Source organism: Streptosporangium sp. NPDC005286 (assembly GCF_040607515.1).
Classification (GTDB): Bacteria; Actinomycetota; Actinomycetes; order Streptosporangiales; family Streptosporangiaceae; genus Streptosporangium.
In genome coordinates, this window is sequence record NZ_JBEXGU010000007.1 from 90,831 (window position 1) to 114,016 (window position 23,186).

Here is a 23,186-nt window from a genome sequence, read left to right on the forward strand (position 1 = left end):
GGGATGCGCTGCTCAGGCGGTGCGCCAGCGGGTGACGAAGCGTTCGATCGGGCCAAGGATGATCTGGTCGGCGAGGACCAGGAAGACGATGAAGATGACGACCCAGGCGAGGAAGCCGTCGAGCTGGTTGGCGTCGTACCAGTAGCGGGAGCGCCAGCCGACGCCGGAGGTCGAGCCGAACCACTCCGCAAGGAGCAGGCCGTTCCAGGCGCTCATGATCGCAAAGCGCACCGCCGCGACCGTCGAGCCGGCGACCGCCGGAGCCACGATGTGACGAAGGACCTGGGGCCGGCCGACACCGAACGAGCGGGCCATGAGCACGAGGTCGGGGGGCACGGCCCGGACCGCCTTGGCGATGTTCACGACGACGAAGGGCAGGGCCGAGAGGAAGACCGTCGTGACTGGAGTGAGCCAGCCGAAGCCGAACCACATCGTGGTCAGGAGTGCCCAGATTATCGCCGGGGCGGCGAGCGCGGCCATGGTCAGGTCGGCCAGGGCGTACTCGGCGAACCGGGACAGACCCATCAGCACGCCCACGGCCGTTCCGACGATGAGCGCCGCGACGAGGCCCAGGGTGAAGCGGTTCATGCTCACGGCCAGGTTGGCCGACAGGTGACCGCCGGCCGCCTCGCCGACCAGCCGGCCGAATGCCTCGCCGATCGAGGGGACGCGGTGTCCGTACTCGGCCGCGAGTTGCCAGACGGCGAGCATGGAGAGCAGCGAGGTGGCGAGCGCGATCACGGAGGACGACGCTGAGCGTCCGCGTCGCGACCACAGGGATGCCGCCCGGTCGGCCGGCAAGGGACGCGGTGTCGCCTCCGGCGCGGTTGCGGTGGTCATGTGAGTTCCTTCCTCCAGGCGAACACCCGGGTCTCGACCCGGGCAAGACCGCGCTCGATCAGCACCATCGCGATGACGAACAACATGGTCCAGGCGAGCATGTCGGCGACCTTGAACTCCTGGTAGGCGCGCCGGATCATGAAGCCGACTCCGTTGTTGGCGCCGAAGACCTCGGTGAGGGCCTCGACCTTCCAGGCCATGGCGAAGGCGTAGCGGACGCCCGCGAACACGAAGGCCGTGATGGCGGGCAGGTAGACGTGGCGCACCACGTCGACGGGCCGCCGATCGAAGGCCCGGCACATGCGGAGCAGCCCGCCGTCGACCGAACGGACGCCCTCGGCGACGTTGATCGCGATGAACGGGACGGCCACCAGGGCCGACACCACGATCGGCCCGGTGGCGCCCACGCCGAAGATGACCAGCCCGAAGACGGCGTAGGCGAGGCCGGGGACGTTGCCGAGCACGAACAGCGGCATCGAGAAGTATGTCGACATGAACCGGCTGCGGCCCATGACAAACCCGATCGGCAGACCGACGGCCAGCGCCAGCGCGAAGCCGATCCCGATCTTCACGATGCTCGCGGCGAAGTTGCTGAACGCCTCACCGGACACGATGAAGTCGGCGACGCGTCCGAAGACCTTGAACGGGGTGGGGAGGATGTTGTCATCGGTGATCCACGCGACCACGGCCCAGGTGGCGAGTGCCCCCAGCAGTGCGACCAGCGAGACGAGCCACCGCGAGGAGCCTCCGGCTCCGTCGGGTCGTGGACGCCGGCCGCGGATCCGCGCGTTCGGCGAGCTCTGGCCAGGCCGGATGATGGGCGGTTCGGTGGTAGCGGTCGGCGAAGTCACCGGCGGTCTCCTGCCGTGGGGAGGAATTTCGGGTTTTGCGCGTCGCCCTCGATGACACCGGTCTCGCGCATGAGGTCGAAGATCTTGCTCTCGTCGTCGGCCCACTGCTTGTCGAAACGGATGTCCTGGACCACCCAGTCGTGTTCGGCCACGTAGCTCTTCATGAACTCCACGTAGCGGGGGGACTCGACGGCGAAGTGCTGCGGGTAGCGTTCGATGATCTCGTCGCGGTGCGCGCGCCACTCCTTGAGACCGCGCGACCACAGGTCCAAGAAGGCTTCGACCTCCCGGGGGTGCTCCTCGACCCAGTCCTTGCGGGCGACGAACACGTTGCCCATGGGACCGTCGTGGCCGGGTGCCTCCAGGTCGGCGAACAGCTCGGCAGACGACTTGCCGTCGTACAACGCGCGGACGCCGCCTTCGCGCAGCTCGCGTGCGGAGAGGTCGGGATAACAGATGCAGGCATCGATCTCGCCGCGGGCGAGCAGGTTGGAGAGGTTCTGGATGTCGGCGACGACGATCTTGAAGTCGGACTTCTCTCCAGCGATGGTGAGCCCATGCATCTTCTCCATCAGCGCGTGCCACACCAGGGTCCCGGAGACCGAGGTGAACACGCCGAGCCGCTTGCCCTTGAGGTCTACGAGGGACTTCGCCGGGTCGTCGGTGCGTACCAACAGCCGGCTCCGCTCGGAGTTGTAGCGCCCAATGATCACCGTGTCCTGCTCGGTCTCCGCCTCAAGTCCCGGCACTTCGAAGGACGCCGAGGAGATGATGTCGGCGTGGCCGCCGGCGAAGAGCCCGAACTCGTCCCAGGTCGCCGAGGTTTCGAGGGAGATGCCGGTCTCCTTCTCGAAGTCCTCGATGATCCCCTCGTCGTGCAGGTAGTCCCAGATCGGGTCGGGGGCGAAGGTGAACCGAATGACACCATCGCGTGCCGCCCGGGAGGAGGCGGGACCGCCCAGACCCGCACCGCAGGCCGTCGAAACGAACATGACGCCGGCCATCAGGAGAGCTGCCAGTGCTCGGGTTCTGTATCTGTTCAACCGCACGGCTTCCCTACTCTGCTGTCGTGGCGCCGTGTGACGGCGGTCACCGGCCAGAACAACCATGCTCCAGCGGAAGCCACCTCCTCAATGTTCCAGCGTTCACACCTACGGGCTTTATAGTGTGAGTTCGAACACGAGGGAGGCGCCTCGATCATGGGACCACATCATGATGAACTGCGGCGCTGGCTGGCCGGGATCGCCGACATCGGCGCCGCCGTCAGCCGCCAGGAGCCACTCGGCGACCTCCTGAACCGGGTGGCCCGGACCGCGTGCTCACTCATGGGCTACGACTTCTGCGGCGTCTTCCTGCCCAACCCCGCGGGCACCGCGCTCGTCATCCGCGGCTACCACGGGCTCTCCCCCGAGTACGTCGACCTGGTCAACGCCGAACGCCCGATTCTGCTCAGCGCCGGACGGGAGGGCGAAGCACCCACCAGCCGGGCGTTCCGCACCGGCGACATCGTTGCCCTGGAGGACATCGGCCTCGAACCACAGTTCGGCCCATGGGGCGGCGTCGCCCAGGAACAGGGCTACCGAGCACTGGTGTCCGTGCCGCTGCGCCGTGCCGGCACGGTTGTCGGCACCTTGAACTGCTACCGCCGGCAGCCCCACCACTTCGACGGCGCCGAACGCGAGCTCGTCGGCACCCTCGCGACCCAGGTTGCCATCGCACTGGTGACCGCCCAGCTGCAGGCCCGGGAGCGGGCGACCATCGGCGAGCTACGCGAGCTCAACAGCTCCCTCTCCAAGCAGCACGCCATGCTTCGCCGCGCGGAGGAGATCCACGTCGAGCTCACTGCGATCGCCCTGCGCGGCGAGGGAATCGGCGGTGTCGTCACCGCGCTCGCGGACCTGCTCGGCTCCGACGTTCTCGCCGACGACGTCCACGGATCGGTACTGGCACGTAGCGACGGCCGACCGCTTGAGACCGACGCACCGCCACCGGCAGCTCTGGACCTCACCGACGGGTCGTTGGTGGAAACGATGCTGGAGGGCGAGACCTTTGTCGTATCGGCGGTCCTGCTCGACGGCGAGGTCGTGGGACGGATCTGGGTCCGCCGGCCGCTGGCCTCCTTTACCGGACTCGACATCCGCGCCACCGAGCACGCATCGGTCGTCGCGGCCCTCGAACTGCTCCGGGAACGCACCGCCGCGGACGTCGAGGGACGCCTGCGCGGCTCCCTGGTCGCCGACCTGCTCTCCGACGAGTCCCTCGACGTCGCCGCCGTCATCGAACGGGCACGCCGCATGGGCCACGACCTCACCGGCCCGCACACCCTCAGCGCCATCGCGGTACGCGAGATCGACGGCGCCGCCGGACTCCCGGCCGCTGAACGCGCGCTCGCGACCACCACTCGCCTCCTCGCGGGTATGGACCCGCTCCCGCTCGCCGCCGCGCACCGGGGCCTGGTCGTCGTGCTCTGGCCCGACCAGATCGCATGGCGAGACGGCACGACGGATACGCCGCGCGAGGCGACCGAGCGGCTGGCCGACGCGCTCGCCAAAGCCCGCTCGGTGAAACAGGTGACCGCCGCCGTGGCGGCTCCGACGCCGACCCTGCCGGGACTTCGGACCGCCTTTCGGACGGCGCGAGGGGCACTGGAACTGGCCGCTGAGTCGTCGGACCCGGTCATCCTCCATCTCGCCGAGCTGACCGTCGACAACCTGCTGCTCCAGGTCAGCGACACCGACGGGCTACGCCAGTTCGCCCGGAGGGTGCTCGGACCGGTGCTCGACTACGACCGCGAGCGCTCGACCGACCTGGTGACCACCCTGCACGTCCTCTTGGAGAACGACATGGACAGGAAGGCGGCGGCCAGGGAATTGCACATTCACCCGAACACCGTGCTCCAGCGTATGCACCGAATCGAGGACCTGACCGCTCTGAAGCTCTCACGTCCGCGCGACCTTCTCGAGATCACGACCTCGTTGTCGGTCGCCCGAATCGCCGGCATGCGAGAGCCGCGTCTTGGCGGGTCCGGGAAGTGACGTGTCACAGTGGCGGGACCGCGCCGGATTCACACCGGGACTCTAGGCCGACGGGTCGAGGATCCCGGTGCTCACCAGGGCGATGATGAGGACGCCGAGGGCGATCCGGTAGATCACGAAGCTGGTGAAGCGGTGGGTGCTGATGTACTTCAGGAACCATGAGACGGCCAGGTAGCCCACAACGAAGGAGATCACGGTGGCCAGGATCGTGGGCCCCCAGTCGGGGGCGCTGCCATCGCCGATCTTGAACAGCTCCAGGAAGCCCGAGCCGAGCACGGCCGGGATGGCCAGCAGGAAGGAGTACTTCGCGGCCTCCTCCCTGCGGTAGTCCAGCAGCAGCCCGGCGCTGATCGTGCCGCCGGAGCGGGAGACGCCGGGAACCAGGGCGAGCGACTGGGCGAAGCCGTAGATCAGGGCATGGGTGAAGCTGAGGTGCCGCTCCAGGGTGAGCTTGTTGCGGGCGGTGTGGTCGGCGAACCACAGCACCAGCCCGAAGACGATCAGGGTCGTGCCGATCAGGCGCAGGTCGCGGAAGACGCTCTCGATGGAGTCCTTGAAGAGCAGGCCGAGCACCACGATCGGAATGGTGCCCACGATGACGTACCAGCCCATCCGGGCGGAGTGGTGGCCGCGCAGGTCGGGTGTCCACAGGGACCGCGTCCAGGTGGAGATGATCTCCCAGATCTCCTTGCGGAAGTAGATCAGCACCGCGGCCTCGGTGCCGAGCTGGATGACCGCGGTGAACGCGGCTCCGGGGTCCTGCCAGCCGAAGAACGCCGAGACGACCCGGATGTGGGCGCTGGAGGAGATCGGTAGAAACTCCGTCAGTCCCTGAATCAGTCCGAGGACCACGGCTTCGAACCAGCTGATCACTTGAGCGCCTTTCGTACCAGCACGTGCGTAGCGTACGCGAGGCTAGCGCAGCGGCGGGCCGACTGTGACCCGGTCAATGGGCTGGGATGTGTCATCGGTCGCGAACCGGCCCCGGCCGCCGCCGGAGGGGCCGGCATGGTGACCGCGGAATATCGGAGCGGCACTCTGGACATTTTGGGCAGTCGTAAAACCTAGTGCCACTTAAGCCGTTGCCAAGTTGGACACAAGAGGAGTTCACATACTCCGACCTAAGGAGTTTGCCTAACGAAACGGCGTCATATGGCACCGCAGTCCCTCGTACCACTTAAGCCGTTGCCAAGTTGGACACAAGAGGAGTTCACATACTCCGACCTAAGGAGTTTGCCTAACGAAACGGCGTCATATGGCACCGCAGTCCCTCGTACCACTTAAGCCGTTGCCAAGTTGGACACAAGGCGGGTTCACATACTCTGACTTAAGTAGTTTGCCTAACGAAACGGCGTCATATGGCACCGCAGTCCCCCCCGACCGTCCTGCACCTGTTTCGCGAGCGCGTGCGATCCGCGCCCCAGGCGATTGCGCTGGTCACGTCGGACGGAGTCCGCACCTACCAGGCTCTGGATGCCCTATCGACCCGGATAGCGGATCGGATCAACGGGATCGGGAAGGTTCCCGGGTCTCTCGTCGGCGTTCTCGCGGATCGTTCCGCGGTCCTCGTCGCGGCCCAACTCGCCGTGTTGAAGACGGGCTCCGCCTTCGTGCCACTCGATCCGTCGGCTCCGGCCGACCGCCTCCGCGCCATGCTGGCGGACGCCCGGGTCACCGCCGTGGTGACCGGCAGGGAGTGGTCGGCGCGACTGACGCACCCCGACGTTCCTCCCCTGATCATCGTCGAGGATCTGGAAGGCGAGGATCTGGAAGGCGAGGAGATCCCCTGGACGGACCCCGGCAGGCTTGCCTACACCATTTACACCTCCGGCTCGACCGGACGCCCGAAGGGCGTCCTGGTACCGCACCGGGGTCTGCTCAACCTGGTGCGATGGCACCATGAGGTTTTCGGTACCACGGCGGAAGATCGGACCGCGCTCATCGCCGGCCCGGCCTTCGACGCCAGCGTCTGGGAGATCTGGACCTACCTGACGGCAGGGGCGAGCATCGCGATACCGGACGCGGACACTCGGGATTCCCTCACCTCCTTGCGCGACTGGATCGTGGCGCAGCGGATCACCGCGTGCTTCTTCCCCACCCCCATCGCCGAAGCGCTCCTCGGCCTCGACTGGCCGCCGACGACGAAGCTCCGGATCATGTTCACCGGCGGAGACCGCCTTACTCGCTATCCGCCCCCGGGGCTGCCCTTCCGTTTGGTGAACATCTACGGGCCGACGGAATGTTCGATCATCGCCACCGCGGGAGAGGTGCCCGGTCACGGCGAGAACACCGGCGCGCCCTCGATCGGCGAGGCCATTAACGGCACGGACGTCTACCTACTCGATGAGCGCCTCGAACCGGTGACGCCCGGCGAGACCGGCGAGATCTACATCGGCGGAGCCGGAGTGGCCAGGGGCTACCTGGGGCGTCCCGAGCTGACGGCCGAGTGTTTCGTGCCGGATCCGTTCGGCGGATCGGCCGGCGCACGGCTCTATCGGACGGGTGACTTCGCCAGGATCCGGCCCGGTGGCCGGCTCGATTTCGTCGGGCGTGTCGACGACCAGGTGCAGCTCCGGGGCTACCGGGTCGAGCTGGGCGAGGTAGAGGCGGTGCTCAGCCGGCATCCTCACGTGCAGTCCGCCACGGTGCTCGTCCACCAGGACCAGCTTGTCGCCTATGTCGTCATGGGCAGTGGTGCGGCCGAGGAACTGCGGGCGTTTCTCGCCGCCAGGCTCCCCGAGTACATGGTTCCCGCGCGCTTCGTCTCGCTGGCGGAGATGCCGCTCACCCCCAACGGGAAGGTCGATCGCCGCGCACTGCCCGCGGCCCGGGGCGCCGGCGCGGTCCGTGACACGACGTCACCCCGGACGCCCACGGAAGCGGTCGTCGCCGGGGTGTGGAGGCGTGTCCTCGGTCTGGAGCGGGTCGGCGTCCACGAAGACTTCTTCGCGCTGGGAGGCCAATCGCTCGCCGCGATGCGGATGGCCGTTCAGTTGGAGGACGCCCTGCGCCGACAGGTCCAGTCGAGAATCTTCTTCGAGCACCCCACGGTCGCGGCCGTCGCCCGCGAGATCGACGGTGGTGGGGAGGAACCCCCGCCGGCTCTCGTCCCCGGCTCGACGAGTGAGTGGTCGCCGCTCTCGCCCGCACAGCAGCGGCTGTGGTTCATCGATCGGCTGGTTCCCGGCAGCGCCCTCTACAACGTGCCGATCTCTTACACGATTGACGGCGACCTCGACGCCGCCGCACTCGAACGCGCGGTGAACGAGATCGTCAGGCGGCACGAGCCCCTGCGTACCCGCTATGACGAGCGGGCGGGCGTGCCCGTTCAGCACGTGGCCACGTGGCGGCCCGTTCCTTTCGTCACCGCCGACCTGCGCGGGCTCCCGAGTGAGGCGCGCGCCGAACTCGTCGACGCCGACGCCCGGACCCCCTTCGACCTACGTACCGGCCCGCTGCTCCGGGCGCTGCTCCTGTGGCTGGACGACGACCGCCGCGAGCTCCTGCTGACCGTGCACCACATCGCGTTCGACGGCTGGTCGGCGAGCGTCTTCCTCGCCGAGCTCGGTGAGTTCTACGAGGCCTTCGCGGCTGGGCGTCCCCCGGAACCGCCCGCGCTCACCACACGCTACGCCGACCTCGTGGCCTGGTCGTCCAGGCGGCTTCAGCGCGTCGCCGAGGAGCAGCTGGCGTTCTGGGGCAAGCGTCTGGAGCGACTGCCCGATCCTCTGGAGCTGCCCTCTGACCGGCCTCGTTCCCCGGCCAGGAGCTATCGCGGCGCGAAGCTCCGTCACGCCCTGCCCGCCGAACTCGTCTCCGCCCTGGAATCGGTGGGCGCGGAGGCGCGGGCCAGCCTGTTCATGGTGATGTTCGCCGCCTTTCAGGCACTGCTCCGCCGGTACACGGGCCAGGAGGACATCGTGGTGGGGGTGCCGGTCGCGGGGCGGGACCACCCGGAGGCGGAACAGCTGATCGGCTTCTTCACGAACACGCTTCCTCTCAGGACGGACCTGTCAGGGGACCCCTCGTTCGTCGATCTGCTCCGTGAGGTGAGGCGGACCGCTCTCGACGCGTCGGCGAACGCGGACGTCCCCTTCGAGCGGATCGTCGAGAGCCTCGACCTCGGCGGAAGCGTCGCCCACAACCCGCTCGTCCAGGTCCTGTTCGTGATGCAGGAAGCGGTGCCCGCCGTGCACGCGGCGGGGATCCGAGTCGCGATGAACGGGGAGATCGACAACGGCTGCGCCAAGTTCGACCTTCTGACGTTCGTCGACTTCCCGCCGGACGGTCCCGTCCTGACCGCGGAGTACGCCACCGAGTTGTTCGACGCCGAGACGATGGAGCGGTTCCTCGCGCATTACGAGAAGTTGCTCTGGGGGGTCGTGGAGGATCCGCTCCGCCGGATCTCCGAGCTTCCGCCGGCGACGATGGCAGAGCCGCTGCGCGGCCCCCGTTCGGAGCCTGTCGGCCGCTGCCTGCACACACTGGTCGAGGAGCAGGCGGCGAGAACGCCGGAGGCCGTCGCGGTCGAGTTCGAGGGCGCCTGCCTGACCTATGCCGAGCTCGACCGGCGTGCCAACCAGCTCGCCCACCACCTGAGACGGGCAGGGGTCGGTGCCGACGTGCCCGTCGCGCTCCGGGTCGATCGCTCGTTCGAACTCGCTGTCGCCGTTCTGGGGATACTCAAGGCAGGCGGGGCGTACGTGCCGCTTGACCCCTCGTACCCGGCGTCCAGGATCGAGCAGGTTCTTTCCCAGGTCGGGGCGCCGGTCCTGGTCGCGGAACGCCACCTACTCGACGGCCTGCCCGCCGCAGGCCACCGTACCGTCTGCCTTGAGGCGGACCGGGCCGAGATCGACCGGATGCCGACGAGCGCCCCGCCGGCCGAGGTGACCCCTGACCACCTCGCGTACGTGCTCTTCACCTCGGGCTCCACCGGCCGTCCCAAGGGCGTCGCGATGCCCCATCGCCCCATCGTCAACCTCCTGCGGTGGCAGCGATCGGCCGGTGGACTCGGCGGCGCGGCCCGCACCCTGCAGTTCACCGCGATGGGCTTTGATGTCTCCTGCCAGGAGATCTTCACGACCTGGGCGGGGGGCGGAACCCTGGTGATGGTCCGTGACGAGGTGCGGCATGATGCCGCGGCACTGGCCTCCTTCGTCGAGATGGCCGGGATCGAGCGGCTCTTCCTGCCGTTCGTCGCGCTCCAGCATCTCGCGCAGGCCGGAGTCGTCCCCTCACGGCTGCGTGACATCGTCACCGCGGGCGAGCAACTGCGGATCACCCCACAGATCGCACGCCTCATGACCGCGCTGCCCGGCGCCGCCCTGCACAACCACTACGGCCCGACGGAAAGCCATGTCGTCACGGCTCACACGTTGCGGGGTGACCCTTCCGACTGGCCCGACCTGCCTCCCATCGGGCAGCCCGTCGCGAACGTGACGGTCAGGATCCTCGACCGCCACGGCCGCCCGCTACCTGCGGGCGTGCCCGGCGAACTCCATCTCGGCGGAGTCTGCCTGGCCAGGGGTTACTATCGGCGACCCGATCTGACGGCGGACCGGTTCGTGCCGGACGACGTGACGGCCGGGCAGCGGATGTACCGCACCGGCGACCTGGCCCGCCTCGGCAGGAACGGGACGATCGAGTTTCTCGGGCGGGCCGACGACCAGGTCAAGATCCGCGGATACCGTGTCGAGCCGGGCGAGGTCGAGGCCGCTCTGTGCCGGCACCCCGCCGTACGGTCCGCCATCGTGATCGCCGGTGAACCGGACAGCCGTACGGCGGCCCGGAGCCTTACCGCCTACGTTGTGGGCGAGCCCGCGGACTATCGGACCTTCCTTGAGGCGAGGCTGCCCGAGTACATGGTGCCGAGCGCGTTCGTCCTGCTGGACGCGGTGCCGACGACCCCCTCGGGGAAGGTGGACCGTCGCGGGCTCCCCGCCTGCACACCGCGGAGCGAATCGCTCGCCGCTCCGGGGACAGCGCTGGAGACGGTCATCGCCATGACCTGGAGCGAGGTTCTCGGGGTGGAGAAGGTGGGGCTCCACGACGACTTCTTCAGGTTGGGCGGTCACTCCCTCGTCGCCACGCGCGTGACCTCGGCCCTTCGCGAGGCGCTGGACGTCCACATCCCGCTGAAGACCCTGTTCGAGAGATCCACCGTCGCCGCGCTGGCGAGGGCGCTGCTCGGCGAACACGGCTCCGGTCTAGAAGAGGCGGCTGAGCTGTTCCTGCTGGTCGCCTTCTCCGCCGACGACGACATGCAAGCACTTTTACGAGAGAACGGGGATATCGGTTGAACGGGGATCGGTTGTCACCGCGCCGGCGCGAGCTGCTGGAGGCACTGAGAAGGAAGCGGCGGCTACCGGCCGCCGGCGGCAGGGTCTCGCGGCGCGAACCATCGGAGCGGGTGCCGATGTCGTTCTCCCAGCAGCGGCTCTGGTACCTGGACCGGATGCTCCCTGGCGCGAGCCTGTACCTGCTGCCCGTCGCCTACCGGCTCCGGGGGGCGCTCGACCACGAGGCCCTGGTCCAGGCGCTGAACGAGCTGGTCGCCCGGCACGAGAGCCTGCGGACGACCTTCGCCATGGACGGTGCGGAGCCGGTGCAGCTCATCGCGGAGAACCTGCGCCTGGACCTGCCCGTCGTCGACTGTGACGGCGAGGCCGAGCTGTGGGCACGGCTGGCGGCACTGGCCGTGGAGCCGATGGACCTGGGCCGTGGGCCGCTGCTGCGCGGGCGGCTGATGCGGTGCGGTTCCGAAGAGCACGTCCTGCTGCTGACCTTCCACCACGCCGTCGCCGACGCCTGGTCACTTGAGGTGTTCAACCGCGAGCTGGGCGAGCTGTACGCGGCTCACCGTGCCCGGCGGCCGGTGGAACTGCCCGAGCCGCCCATCCAGTATCCGGATTTCGCGGTCTGGCAGCGGGAGTGGCTGGCCGGGCCCGAGTACGACGCTCAACTCTCCTACTGGCGGCAGGCCCTCGAAGGCGCGCCCCGCGTGCTGGAGCTCCTTCCCGACCGGCCGCGCCCGCCGGCGCAGTCGTTCAAGGGCAAGTCGCTGCCGTTCCGCGTCGAGGGTCCGGCGGAGGAGTTCCACGCCCTCTGCCGCAGCCTCGGCGCCACCCCGGCCATGGTGCTGCTGGCCGCCTTCCAGGTCCTGCTGGCCCGCTACACCGGACACACCGACATCGTCGTCGGCACCCCGATCGCCAACCGCGACCGTGCGGAGCTGGAAGGTCTCATCGGGTTTCTCACCAACACCGTCGTGATCCGTACGGATGTCTCGGGAAACCCCTCCTTCGCGGCGGTCGTGGAGCGCGTGCGCGAGGCGATGCTGGATGCGCACGCCAACCAGGGGCTGCCCTTCGAGAAGCTGGTCGAGGAGCTGCGTCCGGAACGCCACCTCAGCCGCAGCCCGCTCTTCCAGATGATGTTCCTCTACCAGCAGGGAGCCGACTCCCGTCCGGATCTGGACGGGCTGACCGTCACCTCCGTCCAGGTGCCCTGCGAGACGTCGAAGTTCGACCTGACACTGGCCCTACGGGACGATGATGACGGTATCGAGGGGATCGTCGAGTACAGCACCGATCTGTTCGACGAGGACTCGATCCGCCGTCTCATCCGTCATTTCCGCACGCTCGTGGCCGGTGCTGTGGCCGACGCGACGACGCCGGTGCGGGAGCTGCCGATCCTGTCGTCCACGGAGCGCGAGCAGATCCTCGTCGAGTGGAACCGGACCCACCAGCCGCTGGGAGACGACCTCGTCCACCAGGTGTTCACCGCGCGCGCCCGTTTCGCCCCGGACGACGTGGCCGTCGTGGACGGGAACGGAGAGCTGACCTACCGGGAGCTCGACGCCGCTTCCGACGAGTGGGCACGGGCCCTCCAGGCGCTGGGAGTCGGCCGTGGCAGCCTGGTCGGAATCTGCCTGGAACGCTCCGCCGAGTTCGCCGTCGCCTTCCTCGCCGTGCTCAAGGCGGGTGGGGCGTACGTACCGCTGGATCCCGCACAGCCGAGGGACCGGCTGGCCTTCATACTCGACGACACGCAGGCGGGTCTCCTGCTGACCTCGGGACGGCTCGCCGACCGCTTCGCGGGCTCGTCGGCCCTGGTGGCCGAGGTGGAGACGCTCGGTGCCCCCGGGACGCCCCCGCTGAAGGAGAGCGGGACCGGCCCCGACGACCTGGCCTACGTCATCTACACCTCCGGCTCGACCGGACGGCCCAAGGGCGTGATGGTCACGCATCGCGGCATCGCCAACTACGCGGCCTGGGCCTGCCACGAGTACGACCCCACCGGCGGCGCGCCGGTTCACTCCTCCGTCGGGTTCGACCTGACCGTCACGAGCCTGCTGGTGCCGCTGCTCGCCGGTGGCACGGTGCACCTGCTGCCCGAGGGCGCGGGGGCGGAAGGGCTCGGCGAGGCACTGCGTACCAGGCGGGCACCGTACGGCCTCGCCAAGATCACCCCTGCTCACCTGGAGATCGTGGCACACCAGCTCTCGCCACACGAGGCCGAGGGGAGGACCAGGCGTTTCGTGATCGGCGGAGAGAGCCTGCTCGCCGAGAACATCGCGTTCTGGCGCCGACACGCTCCGGGCACCCGCCTGATCAACGAGTACGGTCCGACGGAGACCACGGTCGGATGTGCCACGTACGAGGTCTGGGAGCAGACGCCGACCACCGGGGCGGTCCCGATCGGCCGTCCCATCGCCAATACCGAGCTGTACGTCCTCGACCCCCTGCTGAACCCGGTCCCCGTCGGGGTGGCCGGTGAACTCTACGTCGGTGGGGCGGGCGTCGCCCGAGGCTACCTGAACCGTCCGGGGCTGACCGCGGAGCGGTTCCTGCCCAACCCGTTCTCGACGCCGGGCGGCGAGCGCATGTACCGGACGGGAGACATCGTCCGCTACCGCGCGGACGGCAACCTGGAATACCTCGGCAGGGAGGACACCCAGGTGAAGCTGCGCGGGTTCCGTGTCGAGCTCGGCGAGGTCGAGGCCGCGATGACGCGCCTGCCGGCCGTCGCCGACGTGGCGGTGACGCTCAGCGAGGACACCCCCGGCGACAGACGCCTCGTCGCCTACGTCGTGAAGTCCGGCGACGGCGACGGTGACGGTGACCAGGGCGGTGTCGGCGCGCTGCGCGAGGCGCTCGGAGCCGAACTGCCCGACTACATGGTCCCCTCCGCGTTCGTCTTTCTGGACGCGCTGCCGCTGACGGCGAACGGCAAGGTCGACAGGGCCGCGCTGCCCGCCCCGCCGTCCAGGCCGGTCATCGTGGCCGCGCGGGGCGGCGACGTGGAGGACACCGTCGCGGGCGTGTGGAAAACGCTGCTCGGCCTGGAGGATGTCGGGGTTCACGACAACTTCTTCGAGGTCGGCGGTCACTCACTGCTGCTGCTCGCCGTGCATGGGAGGCTCGTGGAGCTGTTCGGCGACCGGCTCACCGTCACCGACCTGTTCCGCCATCCCACGATCCGCTCGCTGGCCGACTTCCTCACCGCCGGAGAATCCCCCGGAACCACCGCGGTGGCGGAGGTCACCGCGCCTACCGGTGGTGCCATCGCCATCGTCGGGCTTGCCTGCCGTTTCCCCGGAGCCCGCACGCCGGAGGAGTTCTGGAGGAACATCGGCAACGGGGTGGAGGCCGTCCGGCCCTTCTCCGACGAGGAGATCCTTTCCGACGGTGGCGATCCCGCCCTGCTCGGCGACCCCGCCTACGTCAAGGCCGGCACCGTGCTCGACGACATCGACAGGTTCGACGCGGCGTTCTTCGACTTCACCCCGCGTGAGGCGGAGATCCTCGACCCGCAGCACCGCCTGTTTCTGGAATGCTCCTGGGAGGCGCTGGAGTACGCGGGGTACGACTCCCAACGGTACTCCGGGCGGATCGGGGTGTTCGCCGGGTCCGGGCGGAGCACCTACCTGACCGACAACCTCCTCACCGCCCCCGAGGTCGTCCGGGCGGTCGGCGAGTATCAGCTGACGCTTGGCAACGACAAGGACTTCCTGCCCACGCGCGTCTCCTACAAGCTCAACCTGCGCGGTCCGAGCGTCAACGTGAACACGGCCTGCTCGACCTCGCTGGTGGCGGTCCACCTCGCGGGAATGAGCCTGCTGTCGGGAGAGTGCGACCTCGCGCTGGCCGGCGGGGCGAGCGTCGCCGCGGCGCAGCGTCGCGGTTACCTCTACCAGGTGGGCGGCATCGGATCGCCTGACGGCCACTGCCGCCCGTTCGACGCGGACGCGCAGGGCACGATCGGATCCAGCGGTGTCGGAGTGGTGGTGCTCAAGCGGCTTGAGGACGCGATCGCCGATGGCGACGTCATTCACGCGGTCATCCGCGGTTCCGCCGTGAACAACGACGGCGCACGCAAGGTGGGCTATGTCGCGCCCTCCGTCGACGGGCAGGCGGAGGCGATCGAGCGGGCGCTGGCCGCGGCCGGCGTCTCCTCGGGCACGATCGACTACATCGAGACGCACGGTACGGCAACGCCGCTCGGTGACCCGATCGAGGTCGCTGCCCTGGCCCAGGTCTACGGGCGGGACGAGGGGGCCTCTCGGCCCTGTGCCCTCGGCTCGGTGAAGTCCAACATCGGCCACACCGACGCGGCCGCGGGCGTCGCGGGACTGATCAAGACGGTCATGGCGCTCAAGGACGGCACACTGCCCGCGAGCCTCAACTTCAGCGCGCCCAACCCCAAAATCGACTTCGGCGGCACGCGCTTCTACGTCAACACCGAATCGCGTGCCTGGCCCACCGGTGACGGCCCCCGCCGGGCCGCGGTCAGCTCGTTCGGAATGGGCGGCACGAACGCCCACGTCATCCTTGAGGAGGCGCCGCGGATCCCGCCCAGGGACACCGCCGACGACCCGGAGCTTCTCGTCCTGTCCGCCAGGACGCCCTCCGCTCTCGACGCCGTGACCGAACGGCTCGGCGACCACCTGCGCGACCACCCCGAGGTGAGCCTCGCGAGCGCGGCCACGACGCTGCGGCTGGGACGGCGCGAGCTGAGCCACCGGCGGACGCTCGTCTCCATCGATCGCAAGGCCGCTGTCGAGGCCCTGACCTCGAAGGATTCGCGCGGGCTACGTTCTGGAGCGGGCCAGACGCGAGAGCGTGGCGTGGCGTTCGTCTTTCCCGGGCAGGGATCGCAGTACCCGGCCATGGGCGCGGGGCTGTACCGGCGGGGGGGCGTGTTCCGCGCGACCGTCGACCTCTGCTCCGAGATCCTGCGTCCGCACCTCGGCCTGGACCTGCGCGACGTCCTCTACGCCGGTGACGGCTCGACGCTGCGGCAGACCTGGCTGACCCAGCCCGCCCTGTTCGTCACCGAGTACGCTCTCGCCCGCCACCTGATGGAGTGGGGGGTGCGGCCCGACGCCATGGCGGGACACAGCATCGGCGAATATGTCGCCGCCTGCCTGTCCGGGGTCTTCTCCGTCGAGGACGCGCTGAGACTGGTCACCGCGAGGGGCCGCCTGGTCCAGGACCTCCCCTCGGGAGCCATGCTCGCCGTGCCCCTGCCCGAGACGGAGGTGCGCTGGCTGCTGGACGAGGAGCTGTCGCTGGCCGCGGTCAACGGGCCCGTGCTCTGCGTGGTGGCGGGCCCGCATTCGGCCGTCGCCGCGCTCGAGGAGCGGCTGTCGCGGCGCGGCGTCACCTGCCGGCAGCTGCGGACCTCCCACGCGTTCCACTCCTCGATGCTGGACCCCGTCCTGGACGCCTTCGCCGCCGAGGTGGGCCGGGTGTCCCTCCAGCCGCCCCGGCTCCCCTACCTGTCGAACGTCACCGGATCGTGGGTCACCGCCGAGGAGGCGACCGACCCGGCCTTCTGGGTACGGCACCTGCGGGAAACCGTACGGTTCGCCGACTGTGCCCGGATCCTCCTGGAGGAAGGCCATGCCGTCGCCGAGGTGGGACCCGGCCGTACGCTCGCTGCGTTCCTGCGGCACCGGGATGGCGGCCAGGCGGACCGGCAGGAGGGCGGTCAGGCGCGTGGCCAGGCGAACGTCGTCGTCACGCTGATGCGGCATCCCGTAGACGACGCGGACGACTTCGCCCACATGCTCGACGGGGTGGGCCGGCTCTGGCTCGCCGGCGTGCCGATCGACTGGACCCGTTTCCCCGCAGGCGGCCCGCGGGTGCCCCTGCCGACCTACCCGTTCGAGCGGAAGAGGCACTGGGTCCAGGGGCGGGGCATGCCCGTCGCGGTGGAGGAGCAACCCGTTGGTGACGTCTCCCCTCCTTTCCCGCCGGAGCTCGCGCCCGGTGACGCGACGCGGACGCGCATCGCCGCGGTATGGGAGGAACTCCTCGGCATCGCCCCGGTCGGGGTCCACGACGACTTCTTCGAACTGGGCGGCCACTCACTGACGGCCACGCAGCTCGTGGCCAGACTCCGCTCGGTCTTCGGTGTGGAGGTCCCGATCGAGGCGGTGTTCGAGCACCCGACCGTGGCCGGTCTGGCCGCGGTGCTCCCGGAGTCCCGGCCCCTTACCGGGGCACGTCCTGAAGAGACCTTCGAGGAACCTCCCGGTGAGACGTCGGGGAAACCTGTGGAAGAGCCGGACGGGAGCCCCGTGCCGCTCTCCTTCGCGCAGCGACGCATCTGGTTCCTGGACCAGATGCACCCCGACCAGAGCGCGTACACGATCGCCATCGCGCTGGAACTGGAGGGCGAGCTGGACGAGCGCGCCCTGCGCGCCGCCGTACAGGAGATCGTGCACCGGCACGAGGCGCTCCGTACCACCTTCCCCGCGCCCGACGGGGAACCGATCCAGTTGATCACGGCGCCCGGCCCGGTCGAGTTGCCGGTGATCGAGGTTCCCGATGTCACGACTGCCGGACAAGCCGCCTGTGAGATGGCGCGGAGCCGGTTCGACCTGGCAGCGGGACCCGTGTTCCGAGCCGCCCTGCTGCGGACAGGACGGACGCACCACGTCCTCTCGCTGTACATGCACCACATCGCCTCCGACGGGTGGTCGCTGGGGATCATCGCCAGGGAGCTGGGCGTCCTCTACAACGCGTTCGCCGCGAACCGCGAATCGCCGCTGGGCGACCTTCCCCTACGCTACGGCGACTACACGCTGTGGCAGCGTGAACGGCTGCGCGATGTCCTGGAACCTGATCTCGCCTACTGGAGACGGCAGCTGGCGGACGCGCCGCCGGCGCTGGAACTGCCGATGGACAACCCCCGGCCGCCGCTGCAGACCTTCGAGGGCGCGGTCTCCACACGGCTGCTCCCCGTGGATCTGGCGGACCGGCTGCGCGGGCTCAGCAAGGACCACGGACTGACCCTCTACATGACGCTGCTCGGCGCGCTGCAGGCACTTCTGTACCGCTACACCGGGCAGTCCGACATCTGTGTCGGCTCGCCGGTGGCCGGGCGCACCCGGTCCGAGCAGGAGGAGCTGGTCGGGTGTTTCCTGAACACGCTCGTACTGCGCACCCGGCTCGACGGCCGGTTGTCGTTCGGCGATCTCCTTCCCCGGGTACGCGAGACGGCCCTGAACGCGTACGCGCACCAGGACGTCCCGTTCGAGCGGTTGGTCGACGAGCTCAACCTGCCCAGGGACCCCAGCAGGAACCCCCTCTTCCAGGTCATGTTCAACCTGATGAACCTGCCCTCGGACGAGCTGCGGATGGACGGGCTGCGGGTCCGCAGACTGCCCCTCGACGCGAGGGCCGCCCAGGTCGATCTGGCGCTCTACGTGTACGAGGTGAACGGCGGGCTTGACTGCCGCCTGGAGTACAACACCGACCTCTTCGAGGAGAGGACCGCCGAGCGCATGCTCGGCCACTTCGAGGCACTGCTGGAGGCGTTCGCCGCGGATCCCTCGATCCGGCTCGCCGACGTCGAGTTCCTGACCCCGGCCGAACGCCACGAGCAGCTCGTCGACTGGAACGGCCCGGTGGACGATCGGGTGCCCGCCTGCCGTATCCACGAGCTCGTCGAACGGCAGGCCGACCGTACCCCCGAGGCGGTCGCGGTCACCTTCGACGGTCTCTCGCTGACCTACCGCCGACTCGACCGGCGGGCGAACCGGCTGGCCCACCGTCTCCGCGCACTCGGCGTCGGCCCCGATGTGCTGGTGGGGGTGGCCGTCGAACGCTCGCAGACGATGATGGTGGCGCTGCTGGCCGTGCTCAAGGCCGGCGGGGCGTACGTGCCGCTCGACCCGATGTACCCGCGTGACCGCCAGAGGTACATCCTGGAGCACTCGGGAGCCGCGGTCCTGATCACCCAGCAGGAACTCCTGGACGGCTACGAGGGGTACGGCGGGCAGCTGGTGCTGCTGGACGCCGACGTCGAGCAGGAGAGCGCCGACAGGCCCGAGGTGAAGGCTCCCGCGTCGAGTCTCGCCTACGTCCTCTACACCTCGGGATCGACCGGCCGCCCCAAGGGCGTGGCCGTCCCGCACTCGGCCGTCGTCAACTTCCTGCACTCCATGGGCCGCGAGCCGGGGCTGAAACCGTCGGACACGCTCGTGGCCGTGACGACGTTCGCCTTCGACATCTCGGTCCTGGAGATGTTCCTCCCGCTCTCCGTCGGTGCCCGAGTGGTGATCGCGAGCCGCGACGAGGCCTATGACGCGACGCGCCTGGCCGCCCTGATGGCCGCGGAGAACGCGACGTTCCTGCAGGCCACACCCGCCACCTGGCATCTGCTGGTGTCGTCGGGATGGCAGGGGGCACCCGGGCTCAAGGCCCTGGCCGGAGGGGAGGCACTGCCTTCCGCGCTGGCCTCCGACGTGCTCGACCGGACCGGCGAGCTGTGGAACATGTACGGCCCGACGGAGACGACGATCTGGTCGACCATGGCGCGGGTCCGCGGGGACGGCGGCCCCATCACGATCGGCCACCCGATCGCGAACACACAGGTCTACGTGCTCGACCGCACGATGCGGCTCGTTCCCGCCGGCGCCGTCGGTGAACTCCACATCGGCGGGGAGGGAGTGGCCCGAGGTTACCTCGGACAGCCCGACGTCACCGCCGACCGGTTCGTCCCCGACCCCTACGGACCCGTTCCCGGGGCGCGGCTCTACCGCACCGGGGACCTGGCCCGATACCGGCCGGATGGCACCGTCGAGTTCCTCGGCCGCAATGACGCCCAGGTGAAGGTGCGTGGCTACCGGATCGAGCTGGGTGAGATCGAAACCCACCTGCTGGCGCACCCCGCGGTGCGCGACGCGGTGGTGGTCGTCCGGGAGGACGACGGCGCCAAGGAGATCGTCGCCTATCTCCGGCCGCACCCCGGGCAGGATCCGGTCGGGCCCGGCGAATGGCGGGCCTACCTGCGCCAGAACCTGCCCGATTACATGGTGCCCACGGCGTTCGTGACGATGGAGACCTTCCCGCTCACCCCGAACGGCAAGGTGGACCGGCTGGCCCTGCCCGCTCCCGATCACAGCCGTTCTGCCGGCGGAGCCGGCTATGTCGCCCCGAGAACGCCGCTGGAGGTGACTCTGGTCACGCAATGGTCACAGGTGCTGGGTGTGGAGCGGCTCGGGATCGACGACAACTTCTTCGACCTGGGCGGAGACTCCTTCAAAGCCGTCCGCGCGGTCAGGGGCAACGGCCTTTCCGCGGGCGTGCTGGACCTTTTCAAGAACCCGACGGTCCGCGCGTTCGCCGAGCACGCCGGAGGGCGGAGCACGCGGCTGTTCCACGAGCTGACGCCGCCCCGGCCCGCGGGGGAGTCCGTCCTGACGCTCGTCTGCCTGCCGTTCGCCGGTGCGGGTGCCGTCACCTACCAGCCGCTCGCCGCGGCCACCCCGTCGAACATCTCCCTGTACGCCCTGGAGCCACCGGGGCACGACATCAACCGGCCGGACGAACCGCTGCTCCCGATGGGCGAGCTTGTGGACCGCTGCGTCGAGGAGATCAAGAAGCGGATCACCGGCCCGATCGTCCTCTACGGGCACTGCATGGGCGGCGCGATGACGGTCGCGCTGGCCGACCGGCTGGAGGCGGAGGGGATCGACCTCGTCCGGGTCTTCGTCGGCGGCCACTTCCCGGCACCACGCCTTCCGGGAAAGCTGGTCGATCTGCTCCACAGGTTGTTCCCGATGGAGCGCCGGACCTCCAAGCGTGCCGCGCTGGACTTCCTGCGCGCGATGGGATTCTTCGCCGACGTCCTCGACGAGAAGGAGAAGGCGTTCCTGATGCGGGTGTTCCTCAGGGACACGCAGGAGGGGGAGGACTACTACACCGCTCGGTACCGGGACGGCGGGCGCCGCAAACTCGCGGCGCCGATCGTCTCCGTGATCGGGGCCGCCGACCGGGCCACCGAGTTGTACGAGGAACGGTTCAGGGAGTGGGGGGAATTCTCGGACTCCGTGTCCCTGGAGGTCATCGAGGGCGCCGGCCACTACTTCCAGAAACATCAGGCAGCCGAGCTCGCGGACATCATCACCTCCTACCAGGGGCGGCAGCCCGACGACCGGACCGGGAACGAACAGGCCGGGGCTGACCACGAGGGGAACGACCGGGTCGGCATCCCGCCGGGGCGGACTTCACCGGCGAGCCTGCGGACGTTCTTCCTCGTCGCGGCGGGGCAGCTCCTCTCGGTCATCGGCACGGGGCTGACCACGTTCGCCATGGGCCTGTGGGTCTACCAGCGGTCCGGGTCGATCTCGCTGTTCGCGCTCACCGCCGTCCTGGCACTCCTTCCCGCCGTTGTGCTGGCACCGGTCGCGGGAACGCTGGCGGACCGCTGGGACCGGCGAAAGATCATGATCTTCGCCGACACCTTCGCCGCCTTGGGGACCCTCGGCCTCGGCACCCTGCTCATGTTCGGCCGTCTCGAACTTTGGCACATCTATACCGCCGTCATCATCGGCGCCTGCGCCAACGCGTTCCAGCAACCGGCCTACATGGCCGCTGTCACCCAGCTCGTGCCCAAGCGGTACTACGGGAGGGCGAACGGTGTCACCCAGATCGGCGGAGCCGTCGGCACGACCCTGGCTCCCCTCCTCGGTGGCGCGCTCGCCGCGGCCATCGGGTTGCCGGGCATCATCCTCATCGACCTGAGCACGTTCCTGATCGCGGTCACCATCACCCTCGCCGTCCGGTTTCCCGACACGCTCTTCCTCAAGCGGGAGGAGTCGTTCGGGAAGGAGCTCCTCGGCGGCTGGAGTTACATCTCACGGCGGCACGGTCTCATGGCCGTCATCGCCTTCACCGCCGTGCTGAACTTCATGTTCGGGATGGTCGAGCTGCTGGTGACCCCCCTCACGCTGTCACTGGGCGACCCGTCCGTCCTCGGCGTGGTCCTTGCCGCGAGCGGCGTCGGACTGCTGGTGGGCAGCGCTCTCATGAGCGTGACGGGCGGCCTGCCCCGCCGTACCACCGGTATCATCGGGAGCTTCGTCCTGATCGGGATGTCGATGATCCTCATCGGACTCTGGCCGCATCCGCTCTTCCCGGCTCTCGGCCTGTTCGGCATGGGTCTGGCCACCGCCGTGCTCAACGCGCACTGGCTCTCCATCGTCCAGGCCAAGGTCGGGCTCGAACTCCAGGGCCGCGTGATCGCGACCACTCTGATGTTCAGCTGGATGATGGTGCCCGCCGGGTTCCTGTCGGCGGGACCGCTTGTGGAACACGTCTTCGAGCCGCTCGCCGCCGACCCGGGGCGAGGCATCGCACTTCTCATGATCACCGCGGGCATCTGCGCGGCGCTGCTCGGTCTCGCCGCCTACCGCTACCGGCCGGTCCGTCTCCTTGAGGACGACCTGCCGGACGCCATTCCCGACGCGACGATCGCCACCGACAAGGACGTACTCCAGAAACTGGCCGATCGCCAGCTCATCACCGAAGAAAGGGCCACCCGATGACCACCGACCTCTACACCGTTGTGGTGAACCACGAGGAGCAGTACTCCATCTGGGCCGCCGGCCGGGCGATTCCCAACGGCTGGCGCGAGGTGGGAAAGACCGGTTCCAAGGAGGACTGCCTGGCCCACATCCAGGCGGAGTGGACCGACATGCGCCCGCTGAGCCTCCGCGGCGAACTCGGCGGATGAGCGTTCGTCGCGTTCGGGCCACGCTCCCGCCCGGCATGTGCACGGTGCCCGCGCGGGGCACCCGGTCATCGGCGGGCATCCGGGAGCGAGGCTGAGCCGGCCGCCCGTGGAGACGGGTGGCGGACGGTGAGGCCGGGCGGTCGAGGTCTGCGACCGCCCGGCCTTCTGACCTTGCTCCGGCCTACTGCCGGGTTATCTTGACGTCGTCCACCCCCGCCTCGACCAGGGAGGCAGTCGAGGCGTCGGCGGCCTCGACGAGGATCCGGACGCTCTGCCCGGCGAAGGCGGAGATGTCGACGTCGGCCGCACCCCAGGCGCCGTTGCGGTTGGCGGCCGCGCCGAGCTGCTGGAACACCTGGGTGGTGGTGGAGCCGACGACCTTCACCCGCAGGAAGTCGGCGGTGGAGGAGTTGGAACCGTGCGCCAG

At 69.3% G+C, this 23,186-nt stretch carries 8 protein-coding genes and 1 pseudogene; 4 read left to right on the forward strand and 5 right to left on the reverse strand.

What is annotated here, in order from left to right; genetic code table 11:
• Window positions 1-12: 12 nt before the first annotated feature.
• The 3 genes from ABZU75_RS04920 to ABZU75_RS04930 are packed head-to-tail and all read right to left on the reverse strand — an operon-like array spanning window position 13 to window position 2,683.
• Window positions 13-840, reverse strand: coding sequence for an ABC transporter permease subunit (locus ABZU75_RS04920; protein ID WP_355549593.1), 828 nt, complete (start codon window positions 838-840; stop codon window positions 13-15).
• Window positions 837-1,691 (reverse strand): ABC transporter permease, encoded by an 855-nt coding sequence (locus tag ABZU75_RS04925; RefSeq protein WP_355549595.1) that lies wholly within the window; start codon window positions 1,689-1,691, stop codon window positions 837-839. The genes ABZU75_RS04920 and ABZU75_RS04925 overlap by 4 nt, the downstream gene beginning before the upstream one ends.
• Complete coding sequence (locus tag ABZU75_RS04930; RefSeq protein WP_355549597.1) at window positions 1,688-2,683, reverse strand: ABC transporter substrate-binding protein; 996 nt, start codon at window positions 2,681-2,683, stop codon at window positions 1,688-1,690. The genes ABZU75_RS04925 and ABZU75_RS04930 overlap by 4 nt, the downstream gene beginning before the upstream one ends.
• Window positions 2,684-2,890: 207 nt before the next feature.
• On the opposite strand from ABZU75_RS04930, the gene ABZU75_RS04935 reads away from it, so the two are divergent.
• Window positions 2,891-4,726: a GAF domain-containing protein gene (locus tag ABZU75_RS04935; RefSeq protein ID WP_355549599.1), complete on the forward strand. Its 1,836-nt coding sequence runs from the start codon at window positions 2,891-2,893 to the stop codon at window positions 4,724-4,726.
• A 42-nt stretch (window positions 4,727-4,768) separates the two neighbouring features.
• Here ABZU75_RS04935 and ABZU75_RS04940 read toward each other — a convergent pair whose 3' ends face one another.
• Window positions 4,769-5,599 carry an undecaprenyl-diphosphate phosphatase gene (locus tag ABZU75_RS04940; RefSeq protein ID WP_355549601.1) on the reverse strand — a complete coding sequence of 277 codons (831 nt, stop codon included), beginning with the start codon at window positions 5,597-5,599 and terminating at the stop codon, window positions 4,769-4,771.
• Between the two features lie 485 nt (window positions 5,600-6,084).
• Here ABZU75_RS04940 and ABZU75_RS04945 point away from each other — a divergent pair, with 485 nt between their 5' ends.
• Genes ABZU75_RS04945 through ABZU75_RS04955 form a run of 3 tightly spaced genes read left to right on the forward strand, consistent with a single transcriptional unit; the run spans window position 6,085 to window position 22,759 of the window.
• Window positions 6,085-11,028 carry an amino acid adenylation domain-containing protein gene (locus tag ABZU75_RS04945; RefSeq protein ID WP_355549603.1) on the forward strand — a complete coding sequence of 1,648 codons (4,944 nt, stop codon included), beginning with the start codon at window positions 6,085-6,087 and terminating at the stop codon, window positions 11,026-11,028.
• Complete coding sequence (locus ABZU75_RS04950; protein ID WP_355549605.1) at window positions 11,025-22,571, forward strand: amino acid adenylation domain-containing protein; 11,547 nt, start codon at window positions 11,025-11,027, stop codon at window positions 22,569-22,571. The genes ABZU75_RS04945 and ABZU75_RS04950 overlap by 4 nt, the downstream gene beginning before the upstream one ends.
• The gene (locus ABZU75_RS04955; protein WP_355549607.1) at window positions 22,568-22,759 is read left to right on the forward strand and encodes an MbtH family NRPS accessory protein; all 192 of its coding nucleotides are present in this window, start codon (window positions 22,568-22,570) and stop codon (window positions 22,757-22,759) included. The genes ABZU75_RS04950 and ABZU75_RS04955 overlap by 4 nt, the downstream gene beginning before the upstream one ends.
• A gap of 181 nt (window positions 22,760-22,940) precedes the next feature.
• Here the strand turns inward: ABZU75_RS04955 and ABZU75_RS04960 are convergent.
• Window positions 22,941-23,186, reverse strand: a pseudogene (locus ABZU75_RS04960) (aminopeptidase); the annotation flags it as partial.